This is a genomic window from Paractinoplanes rhizophilus (assembly GCF_042664765.1).
GTDB lineage: Bacteria > Actinomycetota > Actinomycetes > Mycobacteriales > Micromonosporaceae > Actinoplanes > Actinoplanes rhizophilus.
Window position 1 is genome coordinate 1 of sequence record NZ_JBHTBJ010000014.1, and the last position, 18,669, is coordinate 18,669.

22 protein-coding genes are annotated in these 18,669 nt (G+C 72.9%); 9 read left to right on the forward strand and 13 right to left on the reverse strand.

What is annotated here, in order from left to right:
- The first annotated feature begins 112 nt into the window (after nt 1-112).
- Nucleotides 113-409, forward strand: coding sequence for a DUF1905 domain-containing protein (locus ACFQS1_RS19980; RefSeq protein WP_378970401.1), 297 nt, complete (start codon nt 113-115; stop codon nt 407-409).
- On the opposite strand, the gene ACFQS1_RS19985 is transcribed toward ACFQS1_RS19980, so the two are convergent.
- Together ACFQS1_RS19985 and ACFQS1_RS19990 are read right to left on the reverse strand one after the other, a co-directional pair.
- Nucleotides 384-878: an NUDIX domain-containing protein gene (locus tag ACFQS1_RS19985; protein WP_378970403.1), complete on the reverse strand. Its 495-nt coding sequence runs from the start codon at nt 876-878 to the stop codon at nt 384-386. The genes ACFQS1_RS19980 and ACFQS1_RS19985 overlap by 26 nt on opposite strands.
- Entirely contained in the window at nt 871-1,653 is a 783-nt protein-coding gene (locus ACFQS1_RS19990) for a hypothetical protein (RefSeq protein WP_378970406.1), read from the reverse strand. The genes ACFQS1_RS19985 and ACFQS1_RS19990 overlap by 8 nt, the downstream gene beginning before the upstream one ends.
- Nucleotides 1,654-1,742: 89 nt before the next feature.
- On the opposite strand from ACFQS1_RS19990, the gene ACFQS1_RS19995 reads away from it, so the two are divergent.
- Entirely contained in the window at nt 1,743-2,540 is a 798-nt protein-coding gene (locus ACFQS1_RS19995; RefSeq protein WP_378970408.1) for a DUF3097 domain-containing protein, read from the forward strand.
- On the opposite strand, the gene pdxR is transcribed toward ACFQS1_RS19995, so the two are convergent.
- Nucleotides 2,527-3,951: a MocR-like pyridoxine biosynthesis transcription factor PdxR gene (gene pdxR, locus ACFQS1_RS20000; protein ID WP_378970411.1), complete on the reverse strand. Its 1,425-nt coding sequence runs from the start codon at nt 3,949-3,951 to the stop codon at nt 2,527-2,529. The two genes, ACFQS1_RS19995 and pdxR, sit on opposite strands and share 14 nt — an antisense overlap.
- Nucleotides 3,952-3,973: 22 nt before the next feature.
- On the opposite strand from pdxR, the gene ACFQS1_RS20005 reads away from it, so the two are divergent.
- Nucleotides 3,974-4,948 (forward strand): DMT family transporter, encoded by a 975-nt coding sequence (locus ACFQS1_RS20005; RefSeq protein ID WP_378970413.1) that lies wholly within the window; start codon nt 3,974-3,976, stop codon nt 4,946-4,948.
- On the opposite strand, the gene ACFQS1_RS20010 is transcribed toward ACFQS1_RS20005, so the two are convergent.
- The 3 genes from ACFQS1_RS20010 to ACFQS1_RS20020 form a co-directional block, all read right to left on the reverse strand.
- A complete protein-coding gene (locus ACFQS1_RS20010) occupies nt 4,894-5,253 on the reverse strand; it encodes a VOC family protein (RefSeq protein WP_378970416.1) in 360 nt (119 codons plus the stop codon). The genes ACFQS1_RS20005 and ACFQS1_RS20010 overlap by 55 nt on opposite strands.
- Nucleotide 5,254: 1 nt before the next feature.
- Complete coding sequence (locus ACFQS1_RS20015) at nt 5,255-6,694, reverse strand: glycosyltransferase family 39 protein (protein ID WP_378970419.1); 1,440 nt, start codon at nt 6,692-6,694, stop codon at nt 5,255-5,257.
- 300 nt (nt 6,695-6,994) lie between these two features.
- Nucleotides 6,995-8,299, reverse strand: a complete 1,305-nt coding sequence (locus ACFQS1_RS20020) for a serine hydrolase domain-containing protein (protein WP_378970422.1) — start codon at nt 8,297-8,299, stop codon at nt 6,995-6,997.
- A gap of 99 nt (nt 8,300-8,398) precedes the next feature.
- Here ACFQS1_RS20020 and ACFQS1_RS20025 point away from each other — a divergent pair, with 99 nt between their 5' ends.
- The gene (locus tag ACFQS1_RS20025) at nt 8,399-8,848 is read left to right on the forward strand and encodes an NfeD family protein (RefSeq protein ID WP_378970425.1); all 450 of its coding nucleotides are present in this window, start codon (nt 8,399-8,401) and stop codon (nt 8,846-8,848) included.
- A 9-nt stretch (nt 8,849-8,857) separates the two neighbouring features.
- On the forward strand, nt 8,858-9,976 hold the full coding sequence (locus ACFQS1_RS20030) for an SPFH domain-containing protein (protein ID WP_378970427.1): 1,119 nt from the start codon (nt 8,858-8,860) through the stop codon (nt 9,974-9,976).
- 61 nt (nt 9,977-10,037) lie between these two features.
- On the opposite strand, the gene ACFQS1_RS20035 is transcribed toward ACFQS1_RS20030, so the two are convergent.
- Entirely contained in the window at nt 10,038-10,757 is a 720-nt protein-coding gene (locus ACFQS1_RS20035) for a hypothetical protein (RefSeq protein ID WP_378970429.1), read from the reverse strand.
- A 451-nt stretch (nt 10,758-11,208) separates the two neighbouring features.
- Between ACFQS1_RS20035 and ACFQS1_RS20040 the strand changes: the two genes are divergently transcribed.
- Both ACFQS1_RS20040 and ACFQS1_RS20045 read left to right on the forward strand, forming a co-directional pair.
- On the forward strand, nt 11,209-11,886 hold the full coding sequence (locus tag ACFQS1_RS20040) for a hypothetical protein (protein WP_378970431.1): 678 nt from the start codon (nt 11,209-11,211) through the stop codon (nt 11,884-11,886).
- Nucleotides 11,887-12,046: 160 nt separating this feature from the next.
- Nucleotides 12,047-12,634, forward strand: a complete 588-nt coding sequence (locus ACFQS1_RS20045) for a dihydrofolate reductase family protein (RefSeq protein WP_378970433.1) — start codon at nt 12,047-12,049, stop codon at nt 12,632-12,634.
- 144 nt (nt 12,635-12,778) lie between these two features.
- Here ACFQS1_RS20045 and ACFQS1_RS20050 read toward each other — a convergent pair whose 3' ends face one another.
- Entirely contained in the window at nt 12,779-13,654 is an 876-nt protein-coding gene (locus tag ACFQS1_RS20050; RefSeq protein WP_378970436.1) for a LysR family transcriptional regulator, read from the reverse strand.
- A 78-nt stretch (nt 13,655-13,732) separates the two neighbouring features.
- Between ACFQS1_RS20050 and ACFQS1_RS20055 the strand changes: the two genes are divergently transcribed.
- Nucleotides 13,733-14,671 (forward strand): EamA family transporter, encoded by a 939-nt coding sequence (locus tag ACFQS1_RS20055; RefSeq protein ID WP_378970438.1) that lies wholly within the window; start codon nt 13,733-13,735, stop codon nt 14,669-14,671.
- Nucleotides 14,672-14,678: 7 nt separating this feature from the next.
- Here the strand turns inward: ACFQS1_RS20055 and ACFQS1_RS20060 are convergent, their stop codons facing one another.
- The 5 genes from ACFQS1_RS20060 to ACFQS1_RS20080 form a co-directional block, all read right to left on the reverse strand.
- Nucleotides 14,679-15,326, reverse strand: a complete 648-nt coding sequence (locus ACFQS1_RS20060; protein ID WP_378970440.1) for a cellulose binding domain-containing protein — start codon at nt 15,324-15,326, stop codon at nt 14,679-14,681.
- A 93-nt stretch (nt 15,327-15,419) separates the two neighbouring features.
- On the reverse strand, nt 15,420-16,214 hold the full coding sequence (locus ACFQS1_RS20065; RefSeq protein WP_378970443.1) for a TrmH family RNA methyltransferase: 795 nt from the start codon (nt 16,212-16,214) through the stop codon (nt 15,420-15,422).
- Between the two features lie 47 nt (nt 16,215-16,261).
- A complete protein-coding gene (locus ACFQS1_RS20070) occupies nt 16,262-16,453 on the reverse strand; it encodes a hypothetical protein (RefSeq protein ID WP_378970445.1) in 192 nt (63 codons plus the stop codon).
- Nucleotides 16,454-16,510: 57 nt separating this feature from the next.
- Complete coding sequence (locus tag ACFQS1_RS20075) at nt 16,511-17,266, reverse strand: GNAT family N-acetyltransferase (protein WP_378970447.1); 756 nt, start codon at nt 17,264-17,266, stop codon at nt 16,511-16,513.
- A gap of 197 nt (nt 17,267-17,463) precedes the next feature.
- Nucleotides 17,464-17,691: a DUF3072 domain-containing protein gene (locus tag ACFQS1_RS20080; protein ID WP_378970777.1), complete on the reverse strand. Its 228-nt coding sequence runs from the start codon at nt 17,689-17,691 to the stop codon at nt 17,464-17,466.
- Between the two features lie 66 nt (nt 17,692-17,757).
- Here ACFQS1_RS20080 and ACFQS1_RS20085 point away from each other — a divergent pair, with 66 nt between their 5' ends.
- A complete protein-coding gene (locus tag ACFQS1_RS20085; protein WP_378970450.1) occupies nt 17,758-18,642 on the forward strand; it encodes an LLM class flavin-dependent oxidoreductase in 885 nt (294 codons plus the stop codon).
- Nucleotides 18,643-18,669: the final 27 nt, after the last annotated feature.

An 18,669-nucleotide genomic window follows, 5' to 3' on the forward strand; every position in this document is an offset into this window, starting at 1 on the left:
GCGCAACGCCGCGCCGCGCTACGCCGCGCCGCGCCGCGCCGCGCCGCGCCGCGCCGCGCCGCGCCGCGCCGCGCTCTGGTAACCGCGTTCGGCGGGTGCGATTCTGGAGCGCGTGCGGGTGGAATTCGAGGCTGAGCTGTGGCTGTGGGAGGCGCGGCGGGACGACAGCTGGACGTTCGTGAGCCTGCCGATCGACGCGTCGGACGAGATTCGGGAGCTGACCGGCGGGCAGCGGCGCGGCTTCGGGTCGGTGCGGGTCGAGGTGACCGTGGGGCTGACCACGTGGCGTACGTCGATCTTTCCGGACAGCAAGAGTGGCGCCTACGTGCTGCCGGTCAAGAGGGCGGTGCGAAAGGCGCAGTCGATCGAGCCGGGCGACGTGGTCAAACTGGCCGTCGAGCTGGTGTGAAGAACCGGGTCGCGATCGCGGTGTGGATGCTGAAGCCGAGCTCGGTGGGGCCGTAGAGGATCTCCCAGCCGAGGGTCTCGTCGTTCGGCGCCGAGGGCGGGACGGACGGCACGCCGGGGAACAGTCCGAAGACCAGCAGGGTGCCGTCGGGCGCGCTGACGGTGTCGAAATGGCGTACCGCGGCGGGGTCGGTCTCGAGGCCGACCTCCTCGAACAGCTCGCGGGACGCGGCCGCCTGCCAGGACTCGCCGACATCGATGTAGCCGCCGGGCAGCGCGAGCCGGTCCAGGGCGGGCGGGATGCCGCGGCGCACCACCAGCAGGCCGGCGCCGACCGGCTGCACCGCGACCGCGACCGGCTTCGGATTCTGGTATGTCGTCTCGCCGCAGGCGGCGCAGCGGCGCGGCCACGGCTGGCCGGGAGTGAAGCGGGCGCCGCAGAAGGTGCAGTGCGCGAACTTGTCAGGCATGCAGCGGCGAGTTGCAGGCCGCCACGAGCGCCTGGCGGCAGGCCGACATGAGCGGCCGCAGCGCCGCGTCGCGTTGCTGCGCCTCGTACCCGTTGATCGCGCCGCCGGGCGCGTTGGTCTCGGCCAGCGCGAGCACCTGGTCGAGCACGCTGGCCCGGGCGAACAGCCGCCGGGCACGCGGGTCGAAGCCGGCCGGCAGGGTGGCCGTGCTCTCCGGGCGGCGCAGCGCCTGCAGGGCGCCGGCCAGCTCGGGTTTCCACTGCGCCACGTCGAGCTTGGTGAGCTGGGCGGTGGCCTCGCCGAGCGCGGCGGTCAGCTCGGCCTCGGCCTCGGCCGCGCCGATCTGGAAGACCGGTTTGTATTCCGACACCGGGAAGAAGCGCCAGAGCACCGTCTCGAACTCGACGCCCGAGCCGGACGTGTGCCGCCGGAGCTCGGGGACGATGCCGAAGTCGGGGGTCATCACGGCCTCGCCGGCCAGCATGGCGGCGCCGGTGAGCTGGCCGGGGCCGGGCAGGCCGCGGGGGTCGCCGGGCGCCGGCAGCACCAGCCGGATGTCGTCGGGGTGGACCTTGGCGAAGACGGGCAGGGCCTGGGGGAGAGGCACGTCGGTCCACGTGCCGGGCGCGTCGGCGACGAGGTGCTCCTCGTCGGCGGCGATCTCACCGGCCAGCTCGTCGAACGGCACCAAGCCCGCGCGCCAGGCGCGTACCCAGGCCACGAACCGGGTCGAGCGCCGCGCGGTGCGGGTGGCCGCATCTGCAGCGGGGGACATGCGAGCAAGGGTACGTGCCCATCGGGAAGGTTGTCTCGGCCGGAGCGTCAGAAAGGGCGTGTCCCAACGCACGGGTTACGGTGCCTTGCATGTATGGGGAGGACGTGCTCAAGGGTCAGTGGCGCCGCAAGAAGGTGGTCCCCGAGGTGGACGCCGAAGCCGATCTGGTGGTGGAGGACGCCGACTCCGGGTTCTGCGGCGCGGTGGTCGGTTTCGAGCTGGGCGCGGTGGTGCTGGAGGACCGGTTCGGCAAGCGCCGCAACTTCCCGCTGACGCCGGCGGCGTTCCTGCTCGACGGGAAGCCGGTCACGCTGCGGAAGCCGGCCGCCGCGGTGGCCCGGACCACCAAGATCACCGCATCCGGCTCGATTGCCCTCGACGGGGTGAAGGCGCAGGTCGCCAAGGCCAGCCGGATCTGGGTCGAGGGCATCCACGACGCCGCGCTGGTCGAGCGGATCTGGGGCGACGACCTGCGGATCGAGGGCGTGGTGGTGGAGCCGCTGGACGGCATCGACGATCTTCAAGCCGCGGTGCGGGCGTTCCAGCCGTCGAGGGACCGCCGCCTCGGCGTGCTCGTCGACCACCTGGTCCCGGGCTCCAAGGAGAGCCGCATCGTCGCCGCCGTGACAGACCCGAACGTGCTGATCACCGGTCACCCGTACGTCGACATCTGGCAGGCGGTGCGACCCGAGCGGGTGGGCATCAAGAAGTGGCCGGTCATCCCGCCCGGGCGCAACTGGAAGGAGGGCGTCTGCGAGGCGTTCGGCGTGCGCGAGCCGGCCGACATGTGGCGGCGCATCCTGCGCGAGGTGAGCAGCTACAAGGACGTCGAGACGCCGCTGATCAACTCGATGGAACGCCTGATCGACTTCGTCACCGTGGGCTGAGCACCGCGCCCAGCCGCTGCGCGGCCTCGGCCAGCCGGTCCGGCGGATTCGCCGCGTAGCCGAGCACGAGGCCGGGCGGTCCGGGTTCCAGGCGGTGCCAGGAGAGCGGTTGCACACGTACGCCGTTGGCGGCGGCCCGCTCGGCCAGCACCGCGTCGTCGTGGTCGCCGTCCAGCAGGATCAGCAGGTGCAGGCCCGCCGCGACCCCGGTGACCCGCGCGTGCGGCAGGTGCCGGCGTAGCCCGGCGATCAGGGCGTCCCGGCGGCGGCGCTGACGGGAGCGGACCGCCCGCAGGTGCCGTTCGTAGTCCCCGGTCGCGAGCAGCCGGGCCAGCACGAGCTGGGGGATCGCGGGGTTGCCCAGGTCGGTGTCGTGCTTCGCCTCGAGCAGCGCCGGCTGCAGCCGGCGGGGGGCGATCATCCAGCCGAGACGCATGCCGGGCGCGAGGGACTTCGAGACACTTCCGGCGTACGCGACGCGCTCGGGCGCCGATCCTTGCAGGGCCGCGACCGGCGCCCGGTCGTAGCGGTGCTCGGCGTCGTAGTCGTCCTCGACGATCAGCCCGCCCCACTCGAGCAGGGCGCGGCGGCGGGCGGGGCTCAGCACCACCCCGGTCGGGAACTGGTGCGCCGGGGTCAGGACGGCCACCTCCTGGGTGATCCGGTCGACCCGGATGCCCTCCTCGTCGACCGGGACCGGCGCCGGGCGTACGCCCCAATGGGCCATCTGATCCCGGGCCCCGCGCGAACCCGGGTCCTCGACGGCGGCGGCGGTCACGCCGCCGGCTCGCAGCGTCTGCGCCAGCAGCGCCAGGGCCTGCGCCACGCCGCTCACCACCACGATGTCGTCGGCGTCCGCCCGCACCCCGCGGGTGCGCCGCAGCCAGCCGATCAGCTCCGCGCGCAGCCGGGGGGCGCCGCCCGGGTCGCCGTAGCCGAGATCCGCGCCGGTGATCTCGTCGAGCACGGCCTTCTCGGCCCGCAGCCACTGCGCCCGGGGAAACGCCGACAGATCCGGCACGCCCGGGGAGAGGTCGATGCCGTCGGCCGGCGGCAGCGGAAGCCGGAGCTGGTCGAGGGTGCGCCGGCGGTCCGACGAGACATCCGGCTCGCCGGCCAGGGCGGCGACCGTGGTGCCGGCGCCGGTGCGGCCGGTCGCCAGGCCCTCGTCGATCAGCCGCTGATAGGCCTCGACCACCACCCCGCGCGAGATCCTGAGGTCGGCGGCGAGCACCCGGGTCGCGGGCAGGCGGGCGCCGGCCGCCAGGCGACGGGCGGCGATGGCGTCCCGCAGGCCCGCCGTCAGCCAGGCGGTGAGGCCCTTGGCCGGCGCCTGGTCGGCGCGCAGCTGGAGGAAGTCGGAAATTGGTCCTCCTTTTGAGTGCCCGGATTGGCCCTTCAACCGGACCATACCCGCCGGGAGCATACGTGGCGTGAAACCCTTACCGCTCCTGGCCGGCGCCGCCGGCATGGTCTTCGTCGGCGGCAGCGTCGCCGTCTCCGGCGAGCTCGCCGGCACGCCCCTGCTCACCGTCCAGGCCCTGCGCTATGCGGTGGCCTCGCTGCTGCTCACGCTGGTGGCCCGCCGCCTGGTGGCCCGCCGCCTGGTGGCCCGCCGCCTGGTCGCCCGCGGGCTGGTCGCCCGCGGGCTGGTCCGGCCGCGCGGCGCCGAGTGGCTCTGGCTGGGCGGCGTCGTGGTGACCGGGATGTTCGTCTTCAACCTGGCGCTCGTGCTCGGGGCGCGGCACGCCGAGCCGGCCGTCCTGGGCGTGGCGGTGGCCTGCGTGCCGGTGCTGCTGGCCGTGCTCGGCCCGATGCTGGAGGGGCACGCGCCCGCGGCCCGCCCGGTCCTCGCGGCCGTGGTGGTGACCGCCGGGGCCGCGCTGGTGCAGGGCTTCGGCCGAGCCGACGGGATCGGCCTGCTCTGGGCGGTGGTGACGCTCGCCTGCGAGGCCGGCTTCACCCTCCTCGCGGTGCCGGTGCTGCGGCGGCACGGGCCGCTCGGCGTGTCGGTGCACTCGACCTGGATGGCTGCCGTGCTGTTCGCGGTGACCGGCGTGGTCCACGAGGGCCCGGGTGCCGTGCTGCGGCTGACCACCGCCGACCTGCTGGCCGGCGCCTATCTGGCGGTCGGGGTGACCGCGTTGGCCTTCGTCCTCTGGTACACCTGCGTCCAGCGGGTCGGCGCGGCCCGGGCCGGCCTGCTCACCGGGGTCGCGCCGATCTCCGCCGCGGCGACCGGGATGGCGCTCGGCGGCCCGTTGCCCTCGCTGCTGGTCTGGCTCGGCGTCGCGGTGGTGACCGGCGGTTTGGCGCTCGGCCTGTCCCGACCCGAGGGCGCGCCGTCGGTGCTTCAGCGCGGCAGGTGGTGGCCGACGCGGAAGACAGTGCCGTCCGGGTCGGCGTAGGCGAACTCCCGCATTCCCCACGGGGTGTCCATCACTTCGGAGAGCTGTCCCTCGACGCCGTCCCACTCCCGGCGCACCGCGTCGGCGTCCGAGACATAGAGGTAGACCGACGTGTGCGGGTGCTCGTGGTCGTGCTGGTCGTGATGGTGCTCGCTGAGGTGGATCGACACGCCGTCGCGGTCGGCGAAGCCGTATCGCTGCGGGCCGGCGTAGGCGCGGACGGCGAACCCCAGCCGGCGGTAGCGGTCGATGGCGGCGTCGAGATCGCGCACCGGGACGATCGGCGCGACGCTTTCGAAGGTCATGTCAGTCATAGTGCTGCACGCGCGGCCACAGCGTGTGCCACGGCTCGGCGAGGTGGCAGACGTACACCTTGGCCTCGAGCTCCTCGTTCTCCACGCCCTCGCTGTTGTGCAACGCCGCGCGGGCCTCGCACGTGCCGCCGAGGACGGTCGGCGGGGCCTGGAAGACGACGATCGCCACGGTCTTGTCGTCCGGCGGCGGGCCGTAGTGGTGCAGCTCGTTCTGTCCGCTGTAGACCGGCGGCAGCCCCACGCCGTAGCGGTCGAGCGCGCCGGCCTCGCCGTAGTTGCCGGTGAACAGCACCGCCTTGCGCTGCTCGTCCGGCGGCAGGGTGGCGTAGACGGCGGCGACCTGCCGCACGTATTCCGACCAGCCGACCTGGTCGGCGATGGTCTCGTTGAGCCCGGCGAAGGTCTTGGGCGGCACCAGCGGCAGCGCGGTGACCACGCCGAACGCCGTGAGAATCACGACCGACGCGCCCACGAACACCTGCCGCGTCCGGTGTCCGCGCACCCAGCGCTCGGTCGGCACGGCGCCGATCGCGAACAGCCCGTACAGCAGTCCCATCGTGTAGTACGGCTGACCGGCGATCACGAAAACCAGAAGGACCATCATCGGGTACGCGACGGCCAGCGCGCGAATCCGTCGCAGCTCGCGGTCGCGCAGCAGCGTGACGATGCCGGCGACCCAGATCGGCGGCACGGCGAGCAGCACCAGCTGAAGCGGAAGCAGCAGCGTGCGGGAGTCGTCGCCCTTGTTCTCCGCCACCGCCTCGGCCATCTTGGCCTGCGGGAAGTCGTTGGCCACCTGGTAGATCAGGTTGGGCAAGCCGATCAGCACCGCCAGCCCCACGCCTGCCCACAACCACGGCGAGAGCAGCACCCGGCGCGGGCCGGCCAGCAGCAGCGACGCGCCGAGGCAGAGCAGGAGCAGCAGGACCAGGTGCTTGTTGTAGAGCCCGAGGCCGGTGACCAGCCCCGCGCCGAGCCAGGCCCGCGGATTGTCGTGCAGCAGGGCCCGGATGACGAAGAAGATGACCCCGAGCCAGACCAGCAGATCGGTGTCGGCCGTGGAGCTGACGTGGGCGCCGGAGAGCGGAACCGCGCTGAGCGCCCCGGACGCGGCGAGCGTCTGCGCGACCGCGCCGCCGCCGACCTCGCGGGCGATCGCGGCCGCCATCAGGGCGGCGAGCCCGAGCAGGACGGCGGCCGGGACGCGCATGGCCCAGACGTGGTCGCCGAAGAGCTCGATGCCGGCCCGCGCCATCAGCGGCGTGAACGGCGGCTGGTCGACGTAACCCCACTGTGGATGCATGCCGAGCATGCGGAAGTAGAGCTCGTCGCGGTGGTAGCCGTAGCCGTTGGCGGTGACCAGCAGCAGCACGGTGACCGCGGCGGCGACGACACCGACGGGGAGCCAGGCGAACCGGCGGCGCTCGATCACGCGGCCCATCGTAGGGGCGAACGGCCATTCGCGGGGACCGATTCAGAGGCGGCGGCGGCCGGAGCCGGGGCGCGGGAGTGTGATGGGCGCGGGAGTGTGATGGGCGCGGGAGTGTGGTGGGCGCGGTGTGGTGGCAGCGGGAGTGTGGTGGGCGCGGGTGTGGCGGGTGGGCGCCCGTGTGGGCGCGTGCGGGCGCGCCGGCCCGGCGGCGGCGTGCGGCCGTGCCGGACGACCGCGCCGGGCGTGCATGTGGTTCTGTGGTGAAATCGTACGATTAATGATTTTGATGGTGAATGGGTCTTATGCCAAATCGAAGGGGTTTCGGCTGAAGATGAACGTGGCGATGTCGAGGTGGGCGACGGCGCCCTCGGGGGTGCGGACGAGGCGGAGGATCTCGCCCTCGTTCTCGCCGGCGGCGCCTCGCCAGCGGTCGGGGGCCTCGTGGGTGAAACGCGACCAATGGTTCGGACCGGACATCTCGAGCGCGTCGCCGACCGCTTTGATCTCGTATTCGCGGCCCATCCACCACCAGCGGCCGGCCAGTTCGGCGGCCTCGCCGGTGGGCCGAGCGGGCGGCTGCCACGGCTGCGGCGTCTCGGGCTCACCGTCCAGAGCAGCATTCAGCGCCATCAGCGCGACGTCTCGGATGTGGGTGTTGCGCAGGCCGTAGGAGTTGGCGAAGGCGACCACGCCGAGGCGGGTGCGGCGATGCACGGCCAGGTGGGCGACGTAGCCGGGCATCGAGCCGCCGTGGCCGACGAAGACCCGCTCGCCGGAGCGGAAGAGCTGCAGGCCGAGGCCGTAGCCGCCGGTCCACGACTCGAGGTCGCTGATCACGACGGGCGCGCACATCTCGTCGACGGTCTCGCGGGGGAGCACGGTGGGTGCCGGATCGGTGAGGAACGCGGCCCACTTCGCCATGTCGGTGACCGTCGACCAGAGCTGGCCGGCCGGCGCCATCGCGCCCGAGTCCAGGCGCGGCTCCTCGTGCAGGCTGCCGTCCAGGGCATGCACCACATAGCCGCGGGCGAACGGCTCCATCGGGGCGTACGTCGTCCGCTTCATCCCGAGCGGATCCAGCACCCGCTTGGCGGCCAGCGTCGCCCAGGACTCGCCGGTCACCCGGGCCAGCACCGCGCCCAGCAGGCCATACGCGAGATTCGAATAGCGGTAGCGGCGGAACGGCGGGCCGGACAGCTTGTCGTACCCGAGGTCGGCCAGCAGCTTGTCGACGTCGCCGCCGGTGTTGCGCTCCCACCACGGGCCGTCCGGCTCGCGCTGCAGGCCCGAGACGTGGCCGAGCAACTGGCGCAGCGTCACCCCGCCGATCGGCGTGCCGGGCAGGTGGCGGTAGAGCAGGTCGTCCAGGGCGAAGAAGCCCTCGTCGCGCATCTGCATGACCATGGTGGCGGTCAGCGTCTTGGTGATCGACCCGATGCGGTACTGCGTCTTCGCGTCCGGCACCGGGTGCGCGCCGACCCCCGCGAAGTGCAACACCGCGCGGTCGCGGACGATGGCCAGCGCCAGCGACGGCGCGCGCCCGCCGGCCTGCGCGCGGGCGGCGATCTCGTCGACCCGGCGGGCCGTCTCCGGCAGCAGCGACACGGTAGACCCTCTCGACATGATGACTGTTCTGATTAACTGCTCGGCACGTGCCGGAGATGCGGCATCGCGGTCTGTGCGCGGGCGTGTCACGATCGAGGTGTGGAAGCGATTCTCTGGATTGTGCTCGGCATCGCCTTGGCGATCGCCGAGGCTTTCACGGCCACCCTTCTGATCATCTTCTTCTCGGTGGGCGCCCTCGCCGCGGCCGGCGCGGCCGCGCTCGGCGCTCCGCTCCTCGTGCAGGTCATCGTGTTCGCCCTGTTCTCCGGGCTGTCCGTCGGCGCACTACGCCCCATCATTCTGCGCCACGCCCGGCCCGCCCTCGAGACCGGCGAGACGCCGTTCGGCATCGAGGCGATGGAGGGCCGGCACGGTGAGGTGATCGAGGAGGTCGATGGCGGGCACGGCATGATCAAGCTCGAGGGCGAGATCTGGCAGGCCCGCTCCTTCGACGGCACTGAGAAATACCTCCCGGGCGAACGAGTCCGGGTCGTCAAGGTCGATGGCGCCACCGCGATCGTGTGGCGCGACGATTTGCCCAACATATAGAGAGGCGCCATGGAAGCAGTGATCGGTGTACTAGTCGCGGTGATCGTGGTATTTGCCATCGTCACGCTTCTCCGGTCCATCCGCATCGTTCCGCAGCAGCGGATGGACGTGGTGGAGCGCCTGGGCAAGTACAAGCGCACCCTGACCCCGGGGCTGAACGTCCTGGTCCCGTTCGTCGACGCGGTGCGCAGCAAGGTGGACATGCGCGAGCAGGTCGTCTCGTTCCCGCCGCAGCCCGTCATCACCTCCGACAACCTGGTCGTGTCGATCGACACGGTTCTCTACTTCAAGGTGGTCGACCCGGTTCGCGCCACGTACGAGATCTCCAACTTCCTGCAGGCGATCGAGCAGCTCACGGTCACGACGCTGCGTAACGTGATCGGCTCCCTCGACCTGGAGCGAGCGCTGACCAGCCGCGAGGAGATCAACCGGCACCTCTCCACGGTGCTCGACGAGACCACCGGCCGCTGGGGCATCAAGGTCACCCGAGTGGAGATCAAGGCGATCGAGCCGCCGCCTTCGATCCGCGACTCGATGGAGAAGCAGATGCGGGCGGAGCGGGAGCGCCGGGCCACCATCCTCAACGCCGAGGGCCACAAGCAGGCCCAGATCCTCACGGCCGAGGGTGAGAAGCAGGCCGCGGTGCTGCGCGCCGACGGTGACCGGCAGTCCCGCATCCTGCAGGCGGAGGGCCAGGCCAAGGCGATCCGTACGGTGTTCGACGCGGTCCACCAGGCCAACCCGTCGCAGAAGGTGCTGGCGTACCAGTACCTCCAGGCGCTGCCGCAGATCGCGAACGGGTCGGCCAACAAGGTGTGGATCGTGCCGACCGAGCTGTCCAAGGCGCTCGAAGGCCTCGGCGGCGCTCTCGGCGGGCTGGCCAACATGGCCGGCGACGTGCCCTCCCAGCGGGTGGACGCGGCGTCCGTCGAGCGCGAGGCGGAGGCCGCGGCGCAGGCGGCCGCGGATGCCGCGGCCCAGGTGGACGAGCAGGTCCGGGTGGCGGAGGCCCAGGTCTCGGCGGATCCCGATCGTACGGCGGCGCTGCCGGCGCCCGAGCCGATCCCGCCGTCGGCGGCTCTTGGCGGGGCCGACTACAACGGCGTGGCGCAGCAGGAACGCGCCTGACGCGGTAGACAAACGGCCGGCCCGGGTTTCTCCGGGCCGGCCGTTCTTTGTTCGATCGCGCTTACTTCCTGGCCTTGGTGGCCTCGCCCGGTGCGGCGCTGGGCTCGGCGGTCTGGTCGTCGGCGCCTGCCTCGCCCGCGCCCTCGTCGCCGGCGCCCTGGTCGCCCGCGCCGGCGATGCCGGCGGCGGCCTTGGCGTCGGCCAGTGCCAGGCATGTCGTCAGGAGGGCCTTCTGCGCCGAGGCCACGGCCGCGGCGGCCGCGGCGTTCTGGTCCGCGCCCTGCTCGCCCTGGCCGGCCTGCTCGTCCTCGGCCGCTTGATCGTTGGCGGCCTTCATGGCCTTGGCCCACTTCGCGGCCAGCTTCTTGTTCTTGGCCTTGGCCTTCGCCGCCGCTGCGGCCTTCTGGCCCTTGCCGGCCTGGCCCTTGCCCTCTTGGCCCTTGCCCTCCTGGCCGGCGCCCTGGTCCTCGGCACCTTGCTGGTCCTCGGCGCCCTGCTGGTCCTCGGCCGCGGCCGCGTCCGCCGCGAAGGTGTCGCAGGCCGCCTCGAGCGCCTGGGCCGAGGCGAGGGCGGCCTCGTCGGCGCCCTGCTCCTGCTGCGGCGCGAGCTTCTCGCCGTCGCAGATCACGTCGCCGCCGGCGATCTCCAGAGCCGCGCACCGCGACACGTCGAACTGCTGTCCCTCGACCGAGATCACATCGGCGGCCTTGGGGGTGGTGCTGGCGTTTGCGAGCTGAACACTGGCCAGTCCGGCCGCCGCGAGAACGCCCCCGACGACCACGGCGCCTATCACCTTCCGCCGGTTGGGGCTCTGGTTCCTCCGGTACGCACGCGATCTCATCATCACTCCTCGTTCGTGGATGTCGATGTGGTCGGTCGGGTCCCAGTACGGAGCCCACCGGCGACGGGGTTCAACGCGAATTGCCGACGCCCCGCCCCGATCCCCCTCGGTGGGCGGTGTTTCGGCAGCTCGTGGCCCTTGGGAAGAAATTCGAAATCCGTCGACCCGGTTCACCCGCCCGGTGTCGGCCCGGCCCGACCGGGCCCTCCCGGCGGCGTCGCGTCAACCGTCGTGGCATCACTGTGCGTGACGATAGGACAAATCGGACGCTGACGGTGTGCGACTTTCCCGGAAACGCCTGCGCGCCCGGCGGCCTTTTGGAATGCTCTGGCGCAGGATCCCGACCGGTTGCCCCCGGGCCGCTCGGCTTGAGCCCAGGCGAGGCGGAGCCATGAGCAGCAGCCATCACCACACGGCGAGCGGGAGGCCACTGCGGGTCTCTCCGGCGTGGGTCGGCGGCGCTCGCCCGGCCGCCGGCGCGGCGGACCAGGACCACCTTCTTCCGGTACGAGAAGCGGTCTGGATCTGGTCGGTCCGGCGGTACGCCCGGCTGGCCCTCTGGTCGCTCCCCGCCGCCGCGGTCCTCGACGGCTGGCTGACCCTCGGCATCGACACCCCGCCCGGCCCGCTGGCCGTGAGCCTGGCCGCCGACTGGCTCGCCACCATCGCGATGATCGCCCTGGCCGCACTCCTGGCCGCCACCCGAACCCGCCGTTCCGCCCTGGCCGGCCTCCTGACCGGCCTGGCCGGCGCGATGCTCACGCTGCCGCTGGCCGCCCTGCCGCCGGGCGTCGCGGCCGAGGGCGCCCCGCTGACCGCCGGTCAGCTCGAGGTGGCCGGCGTGGTCGCCGCCGCCGTGACCGGCGCGGGCTGGCTCCTGCTGGGCTGGGCGGTCTTCCGCTCCCGGCTGGTCAACCCCGCCGACGGCATCCTGCTGATGCTGGCGGCCGCCGCGATGGGAGCCGGCTCGTACGCCGGCCGGCCCTTGCCGACGGTCGGGGCGTTGCTGCTGCTCGCGGCCGGTACCGGGCTCGCGTGGACGGGCGGCCGCCTGATCCCGCGCGCCTGACGCCGCTCCGGCTCGTCCTCGGGTCGTGCCTGGGTGGCATGCCTCGTCCTCGGCGGGTGTCGTACCCGGGTGGCATGCCTCGTCCTCGGCGGGTGTCGTGCCCGGGTGGCATGCTCCGAAGGGCGGCACCGTTCGCGTGCCGCCGCGGAAAGGAGCGATCATGGCCAAGGTGGTCGCCGACATCTCGGTGTCGCTGGACGGCTTCGTCACCGGCCCCGATGTCGGTCCCGGCATGGGCCTCGGTCGCGGCGGCGAGGGTCTGCACACCTGGGCGCTCCAGCCCGACGCCGTCGACCGGGCCGTTCTCGAGGAGACGGTCGCCGCCACGGGCGTGGTCGTCATGGGCCGCCGCCTGTTCGACATCGTCGACGCGCCCGACGGGTGGAACGACAAGATGGGCTATGGCGCCGGCCTGGCGGCCGAGCCGCCGGTCCTGGTCGTGACCCGCACCCCGCCCGACAAGGTGCGCCTGGCCGACCGGGTGACCTTCGTGGTCGACGGCATCGCGAGCGCGGTCGCCAAGGGCATCGCCGTCGCCGACGACCGCGACGTCGTCGTCATGGGCGGCGGCGAGACGGTCCGCCGGGCGATCGAGGCCGGCCTGGTCGACGAGCTGCGGCTGCACCTCGCGCCGGTGCTGCTGGGTGACGGGGTGCCGCTCTTCGCCGGGGCCGCGCCGCGGGCGCTGCGGCAGATCCACGTCCGGGCGTCGGGCCACGCAACCCACCTGACGTACCGGGTGGATTGACCGCGTGCCCTGAGACGTGTCCGGTCGCCACATGCTCGGCTCCGGCGTGTCCGGCCCGGCCTGTCCGACCGTCACCGGCATGGGCCCGCGGCGTGACCTGGAGAGCGCGCCCCGGCCGGCTGTCCGCGCCCCGGCCGGGTGGTGTCAGGGGGCGGGGTGGCCGGCGGTCTCGAGGAAAGCCGTGGCTGCCGGGGTGGGGTTGAAGTCGCTCCAGGCCAGGTATTCGACGCGGGCGGGTCCGTCGGTGACCGGGATCGTGACCAGGCCGGGCAGGCCCGCCACGAAGCGGGAGGGCAGCAGGGCGACGGCCAGGGAGCGGCGGATCAGGCCGATCATCAGGTCGGTGGACATGGCCTCGAAGGCGACGTCGCGGGTCAGCGCGGCCGCGGCGAAGGCGAGGTCGCTCTGGGCGCGGCCGGGCGTGCCGGCGGGGAAGTCGGCGAAGGGCTCTTGGGCAAGGGTGGCGAGGTCCACCCGGCGGTGGCCGGCCAGCGGGTGATCGGGGGCGAGAACGGCCACGTGATGATCGCGGTTCAGGACCCGATAGCGGACGCCGCGCGGCTTGACCGACTCGGGCAGGCCTAGGACGGCCACGTCGACCTCGCCCGCGCGGATGCCGGCGGCCAGGTCGTCGCTGCCGGCCGAGCGCAGGGCGATCCGCACCCTCGGGTGCGCGCGCAGGAAGTCGTGCAGGACCGACGGCAGGTCGATGCCGGTCACGGTGGGGATGATGCCGACGGTCAGGCGGCCGCGGATCTCGCCGGTGGCGGCCGCGGCGTCGGCGGCGGCCCGGTCGGCAGCCTCGAGACAGGCCCGGGCGGCGGGCAGGAACGCCTCGCCCGCCGGGGTGAGCGCGACCCGCCGGCTGGTGCGAGCGAAGAGCTTGGCGCCGAGCTCGCGTTCCAGCGCCGCGATCTGGTGGCTGAGCGCCGACTGCACGACCAGGCATTGCTTGGCCGCCCGGGTGAAGTTGCCGGTGGCCGCGACGGCCAGGACGTAGCGCATCTGCTGCAGTTCCACCGATCTATCTTGATACGAGATCGCTGTCCTGAAAAGTATGTGTTGGACTCATCAATGGATGAGGCCGAGTCTGAAGGCATGACCATCACGGCTTCTCCCGCGACTCCCTCGACCCAGATACCGCCCGCCGCCGGCGGGCGAGTGGCCGCCACTGCCGTCACCGCCTTCGCCCCGGCCGTCTGGGGCACCACCTACGTCGTCACCACCGAGTTGTTGCCCGCGGGGCATCCGCTGTTCGCCGGCCTGATGCGCGCGCTGCCGGCCGGACTGCTCGCGCTGGCGATCACCCGTCAGCTGCCGCGCGGCATCTGGTGGCTCCGCGCCCTGGTCCTCGGCGCGCTCAACATCGGCGCGTTCTTCCCGCTGCTGTTCCTCGCGGCCGAGCGGCTCCCCGGCGGCGTGGCCGCCACGCTCGGCGCGACCCAGCCCATCATCGTCGCCTTCCTGGCGGTGGTGATCCTCGGCGAGCGGCTCTCGGCCTGGCGGCTGGCCTGGGGCCTGGTGGGCGTGGCCGGCGTCGGCCTGGTGGTTCTCGGCCCGAACGCCGCCCTCGACGCCACCGGCATCGCGGCCGGGCTGGCCGGCGCTGCCGCCATGGGGCTCGGCGTCACGCTGACCAAGCGGTGGGGACGGCCCGAGGGCGTGCGGCCGATGGCCTTCGCCGGTTGGCAGCTGACCGCCGGCGGGCTGGTCCTGCTGTTCCCGGTGGCGCTCACCGAGGGCATCCCCGCGCACATCGACGCCCCGGCGGTCGGCGGCTACCTGTGGCTGGGCCTGATCGGCGGGCTGCTCGCCTACACGCTGTGGTTTGCCGGGCTGCGCGTGCTCCCGGTGACGGCAACGGCACTGCTCGGGCTGCTCTCACCGTTGGTGGCGGCGGTGGCGGGCGTGGTCCTGCTGGACCAGACCCTGACGGCGCCGCAGCTGGCGGGCTTCGCGCTGGCGCTGGCCGCCCTGGTCGCGGGCCAACTCGTCCCGCAGACCCGCAAGGGACGCCTGATCCGCCCGGGACGCTGACGATGGATCACGCGCAGTTCGATCCGTTTACCGCGCAGGAACTCGGTGTGTCCGGGCCGCCCGCCCGGTCGAAGTGGAACCGCAGCTGGCCGTTCGCCCCGGCGGCGAGCGGCACCGAAGAGGTCCAGGTGTAGGTCTGGCCGCGCCGCACCAGGGTCGGCTGCGGCAGCGACTCGAGCCAGGAGGTGCGCAGGTTTCCGGGATAGGTCAACGTGACCACCCAATCCTGCGGCCGGCTCGTGCGGTTGATGACCAGCACCTGGCCGATGAAGCTGTCGTCGAAGGAGTCGAGGATCCGGTACTCGCCGGTCACGGAAGCGGGCGCGGCCGTCGGCCGGGCCGGGGGCCGGATGACCGCCGGGGCGGAGGCGGTCGCCCTGGTCGTCGCGCGGGTCACCTCGGCGGCCTCGGCCGGCACGGCCGGCCCCGCCGGTGACGTGGCGGAGGAGGCCGGGACGAGGCTGACCGGTGCGGGCGGCCCGGAAATCGTCCCGGGAAGGGTGAACGCCGGCTCCGGCGGTGGCAGAGTTCGCGGCGCCGAATGGCCCGGAGCGAGCCGGCCGATCGTGACGGCGGTGAATCCGATGAGCGCGAGGACGCCGACGATGGTGGGGACCCAGGGGAGAAGACGCGTATTGCCGGATTTCTCGTGCATTTGCCCTCATCCCGCGGAAAGCTCGCAACCCGGCGACAGGCTATCGATCCACGGTCGTGCGGGAAAGACCTCACAACTCGGTCGCGAAGGAATTCAGCGGCAGAGCTCCCAGAAAGCGATCGCCGCCGCCGTGGCGACGTTCAGCGAGTCCACCCCGTTGCGCATCGGAATGCTGACCCGCACATCGCTGGCCGACAACGCCGTACGCGTCAGCCCCGGCCCCTCGGCCCCGAGCATCAGCGCCGGCCGCGCCCGATCCTCGGCGCTCAGCTCCCGCAGCGACACCGAATCCGCCCCGGGGGTCAGCGCCAGCAGCCGGAATCCCGACGCCGAAATCGTCTTGAGCGCCCCGGGCCAGTCCTCGACCTTCACGTACGGGATCGCGAAGACCTCGCCCATGCTCACCCGCACCGCGCGCCGGTAGAGCGGATCCGCGCAGTTCGGCGACAGCACCACCGCGTCGATCCCGAGCGCCGCTGCCGACCGGAACAGCGCCCCGAGATTGGTGTGGGTGTTCAATCCTTCGAGCACGGCGAGCCGGGTGGCCGTTGCCAGCAGCGCCTCGAGCGAGGGCAGCTCGCGCCGGTGGAACGACGCGAGGACGCCGCGGTGCACGTGGAACCCGGTGATCGACTCGAGCACGGCCGGCGACGCCGCGTAGATCTGCGCCTGCTCGGGCAGATCGCCGAACTGGTCGACCCTTTTCTCGTCCACCAGAACCGACCGGAGCCGGTATCCGGCGCGCAGCGCGCGCCGGATGACCAGCTCGCCCTCGGCGATGAACAGCCCGTTGGGTGGCTCCCACCGAGTCCGCAGCTCCAGGTCGGTCAGCGCGCGATAGTCACCGATCCGCGGATCGTCCGCGCCGGCCACCTGAAGAACAACCATCCCGCCATTGTGACGGGCGTGCATCCCGCCGTCGTGACGGGCGTGGCTCAGCCGCCCGTGCGGCGGTTGCCGAACTGCTGCCGCTTGACCGCCACCGTGCCGCGCCCGTGCGGCTGGTCGGAGGTCTGCGCGGTCGCGACACCGTGCGCGTGCTTCTTGTGCTTGGCCGCCCGCCGGGCCGCCCGGTTGAGAAACTCCTCGGGCTGCTCGTCCTGCTGCTCGTCCTCACCGTCAGACATGCTCGACAGCCTATCGCCGCCCCCGGCGCCGTGCCGCCCGGATGACCGCCCGGGTTGTCACGGCTGCGAGATGTACAGGCGCTTGCCCGCCGGGCGGTAGCCGATCCGCTCGTAGATGCGCCCGGAGTCCGGGCCGGAGGCCTCGAGCCAGGCGATCTCCGCCTTGGCGGCGAACAGGCGGGCGGTGATGTCGGCGGTGACGGCGGCGGCCAGGCCCCGGCGACGGTATGCGCTGGGTACCGCGATGCCGGCCACCTCGCTGACGCCGTCGTGGGGCGGGACGGCCTGGCCTCCGCCGGCGCACCCGCCGGTCGCGGTCTCCACCGCCATGACCGCGATGCCGCCCCGGGATTGCAGGCGGGACATCCGGGCCACCTGGTCCGGCGCGGCCTCGGCCACGCCGGCGAAGCCCAGGTGCTGGGCGGCGATCATGGCGGCGCGATCCGCGTCGGTGCTGGGCGCCCGGAGAGCGAAGCCGTCGGGCGTGGGCGGGATCGACAGGGTCTCGGGACTGCAGGTCAGGTAATCGTGGCGCTCCTCGACCTCGAAGCCGGCCGCGAGGAGCAGGGCCTCCAGTCCGGGGGCGGTGCTCACCACGTACTCGAGCCGGGGCTGGCGATTTTGCGCCCGGAAAGCGGCCACCATTGCCGCGACGCCGGCGGCGGAAAGGGGCTGGCCGGGAATGGGGGTGGCGTAGTTGATTCCGGGGCTGTCGGTGCCGAGGTCGATGCCGAGGACAAACGGGCCGGAATGGATCGGCGCGGGACGGCCGGAAAGGTTGGCGACGACGGAATTCTGGATGCGGGCATCCACAGACAAAGTGATTACCTCGGGGAATGAGAGAATGGACGATCAGAACGACAAGAACGTCGGACCGCCGAATGCCGTAGGCGTCAGGCGGCCGCTCGGCCAACCCGGATCACAGGCGTCATTCCCTCATGCGAAACCCCGCGCCCGCTGCGCGGGAGTGCCCCGAGAGCCTGTCAAAGGCTCCCGGGGCTGTCAACCGATCATCGGCCGCGGCCGGTCCGCTCCTGCAAGTCGTCGATCTTGCGGGAGGCCTCGGCCTTGGTCAGTCCCTCGGGGGCCGGCTCCCCGGCCTCGGTGGCCAGCGTGTGCAGGTACGACTCCTGCGCGCCGGTCGCCGGTTCGTCGCCGGTCGACCAGTCGTCCGGGTCCTTCACGGGGTTGCCCGTGGTGACGTCAGCCATCGCGTCCTCCTCGCCGTCGTCGAACATCTGTGCCACTACCCAGGGTCGGCCCACTTCATGTATCCGAGCCGGCGAGGCCGCTAGGGTTCACCCGTGCGCATAGGTTTCATGTTCGACCGGGGGCGGCCGCCCGAGGAGCTGACCGGGTTCGCCGCGGAGCTCGAGGCGATGGGCGCCGACGATCTGTGGGTGGTCGAGGACCTCGGGTGGACCGGGTCGATCAGCTCGGCGGCGCTGGCGCTGGCGGCCACCGAGCGGCTGCGGGTCGGGCTGGGGATCGCGCCGGTGGCACTGCGCAACGCGGCGCTGCTCGCCATGGAGGTGGGCAACCTGGCCCGGGTGCATCCCGGGCGGCTGGTGGCGGGTGTGGGACACGGCGTACCGGAATGGATGCGCAAGGTGGGCGCCGAGACGCCGCGGAAGCTGGCGCTGCTCGAGGAGACGATCGTGGCGGCCCGCGGGCTGCTCGGCGGCGACGAGGTGGTGCTGCACGGGCGGGAGGTGACCGTCGACGGGTTGCGGCTGGTGCACCCGCCGGCCGAGGTGCCGCCGATCGTCACGGGAGTGGTGCGGCCGCGGTCGCTGGAGCTGTCGGGGCGGGTCGCGGACGGGACGATCCTGGCCGAGGGCGCGGGCCCGGCCGAGGTCGCGGCGTCGCTCGGGCACATCGGGCGCGGGCGCGCCGCGGGTGACCGGCCGGGGCACGAGCTGATCGTGTTCGCGTTCCTGCACGTGGACGACGATCCGGAACGGGCAGTGGCCGCGGTGCGCGAGGTCGTCGCCGGGCAGGCCGCGTGGCTGGGCGTGCCGCCGGCGGAGGTGTTCGGCCTGTTCGGGCCGGCCGAGGGGATCCCGGTGCGGGTCGCTGCGCTGCGCGAGGCGGGCGCGTCGACCGTGGTGCTGCGGCCGATCGGGGACGACCCGGACGGGCAGGCGCGCGCGGCGATGGCGGCGCTCGGCCGGGGCGTGGGTGGGTAGGAGGACGACCGGTCCGGCGCGGCAGTA

Bases quoted from the DNA above. Each gene is read 5' to 3' on its own strand.
- ACFQS1_RS20070 (WP_378970445.1), bottom strand. From the start codon at position 16,453: ATGTCTGACGGTGAGGACGAGCAGCAGGACGAGCAGCCCGAGGAGTTT.
- ACFQS1_RS20065 (WP_378970443.1), bottom strand. From the start codon at position 16,214: ATGGTTGTTCTTCAGGTGGCCGGCGCGGACGATCCGCGGATCGGTGAC.
- ACFQS1_RS20080 (WP_378970777.1), bottom strand. From the start codon at position 17,691: ATGTTCGACGACGGCGAGGAGGACGCGATGGCTGACGTCACCACGGGC.
- ACFQS1_RS19985 (WP_378970403.1), bottom strand. From the start codon at position 878: ATGCCTGACAAGTTCGCGCACTGCACCTTCTGCGGCGCCCGCTTCACT.
- ACFQS1_RS20055 (WP_378970438.1), top strand. From the start codon at position 13,733: ATGACCATCACGGCTTCTCCCGCGACTCCCTCGACCCAGATACCGCCC.
- ACFQS1_RS20040 (WP_378970431.1), top strand. From the start codon at position 11,209: ATGAGCAGCAGCCATCACCACACGGCGAGCGGGAGGCCACTGCGGGTC.
- ACFQS1_RS19990 (WP_378970406.1), bottom strand. From the start codon at position 1,653: ATGTCCCCCGCTGCAGATGCGGCCACCCGCACCGCGCGGCGCTCGACC.
- pdxR (WP_378970411.1), bottom strand. From the start codon at position 3,951: ATGGTCCGGTTGAAGGGCCAATCCGGGCACTCAAAAGGAGGACCAATT.
- ACFQS1_RS20060 (WP_378970440.1), bottom strand. From the start codon at position 15,326: ATGCACGAGAAATCCGGCAATACGCGTCTTCTCCCCTGGGTCCCCACC.
- ACFQS1_RS20010 (WP_378970416.1), bottom strand. From the start codon at position 5,253: ATGACCTTCGAAAGCGTCGCGCCGATCGTCCCGGTGCGCGATCTCGAC.
- ACFQS1_RS20045 (WP_378970433.1), top strand. From the start codon at position 12,047: ATGGCCAAGGTGGTCGCCGACATCTCGGTGTCGCTGGACGGCTTCGTC.
- ACFQS1_RS20030 (WP_378970427.1), top strand. From the start codon at position 8,858: ATGGAAGCAGTGATCGGTGTACTAGTCGCGGTGATCGTGGTATTTGCC.
- ACFQS1_RS19995 (WP_378970408.1), top strand. From the start codon at position 1,743: ATGTATGGGGAGGACGTGCTCAAGGGTCAGTGGCGCCGCAAGAAGGTG.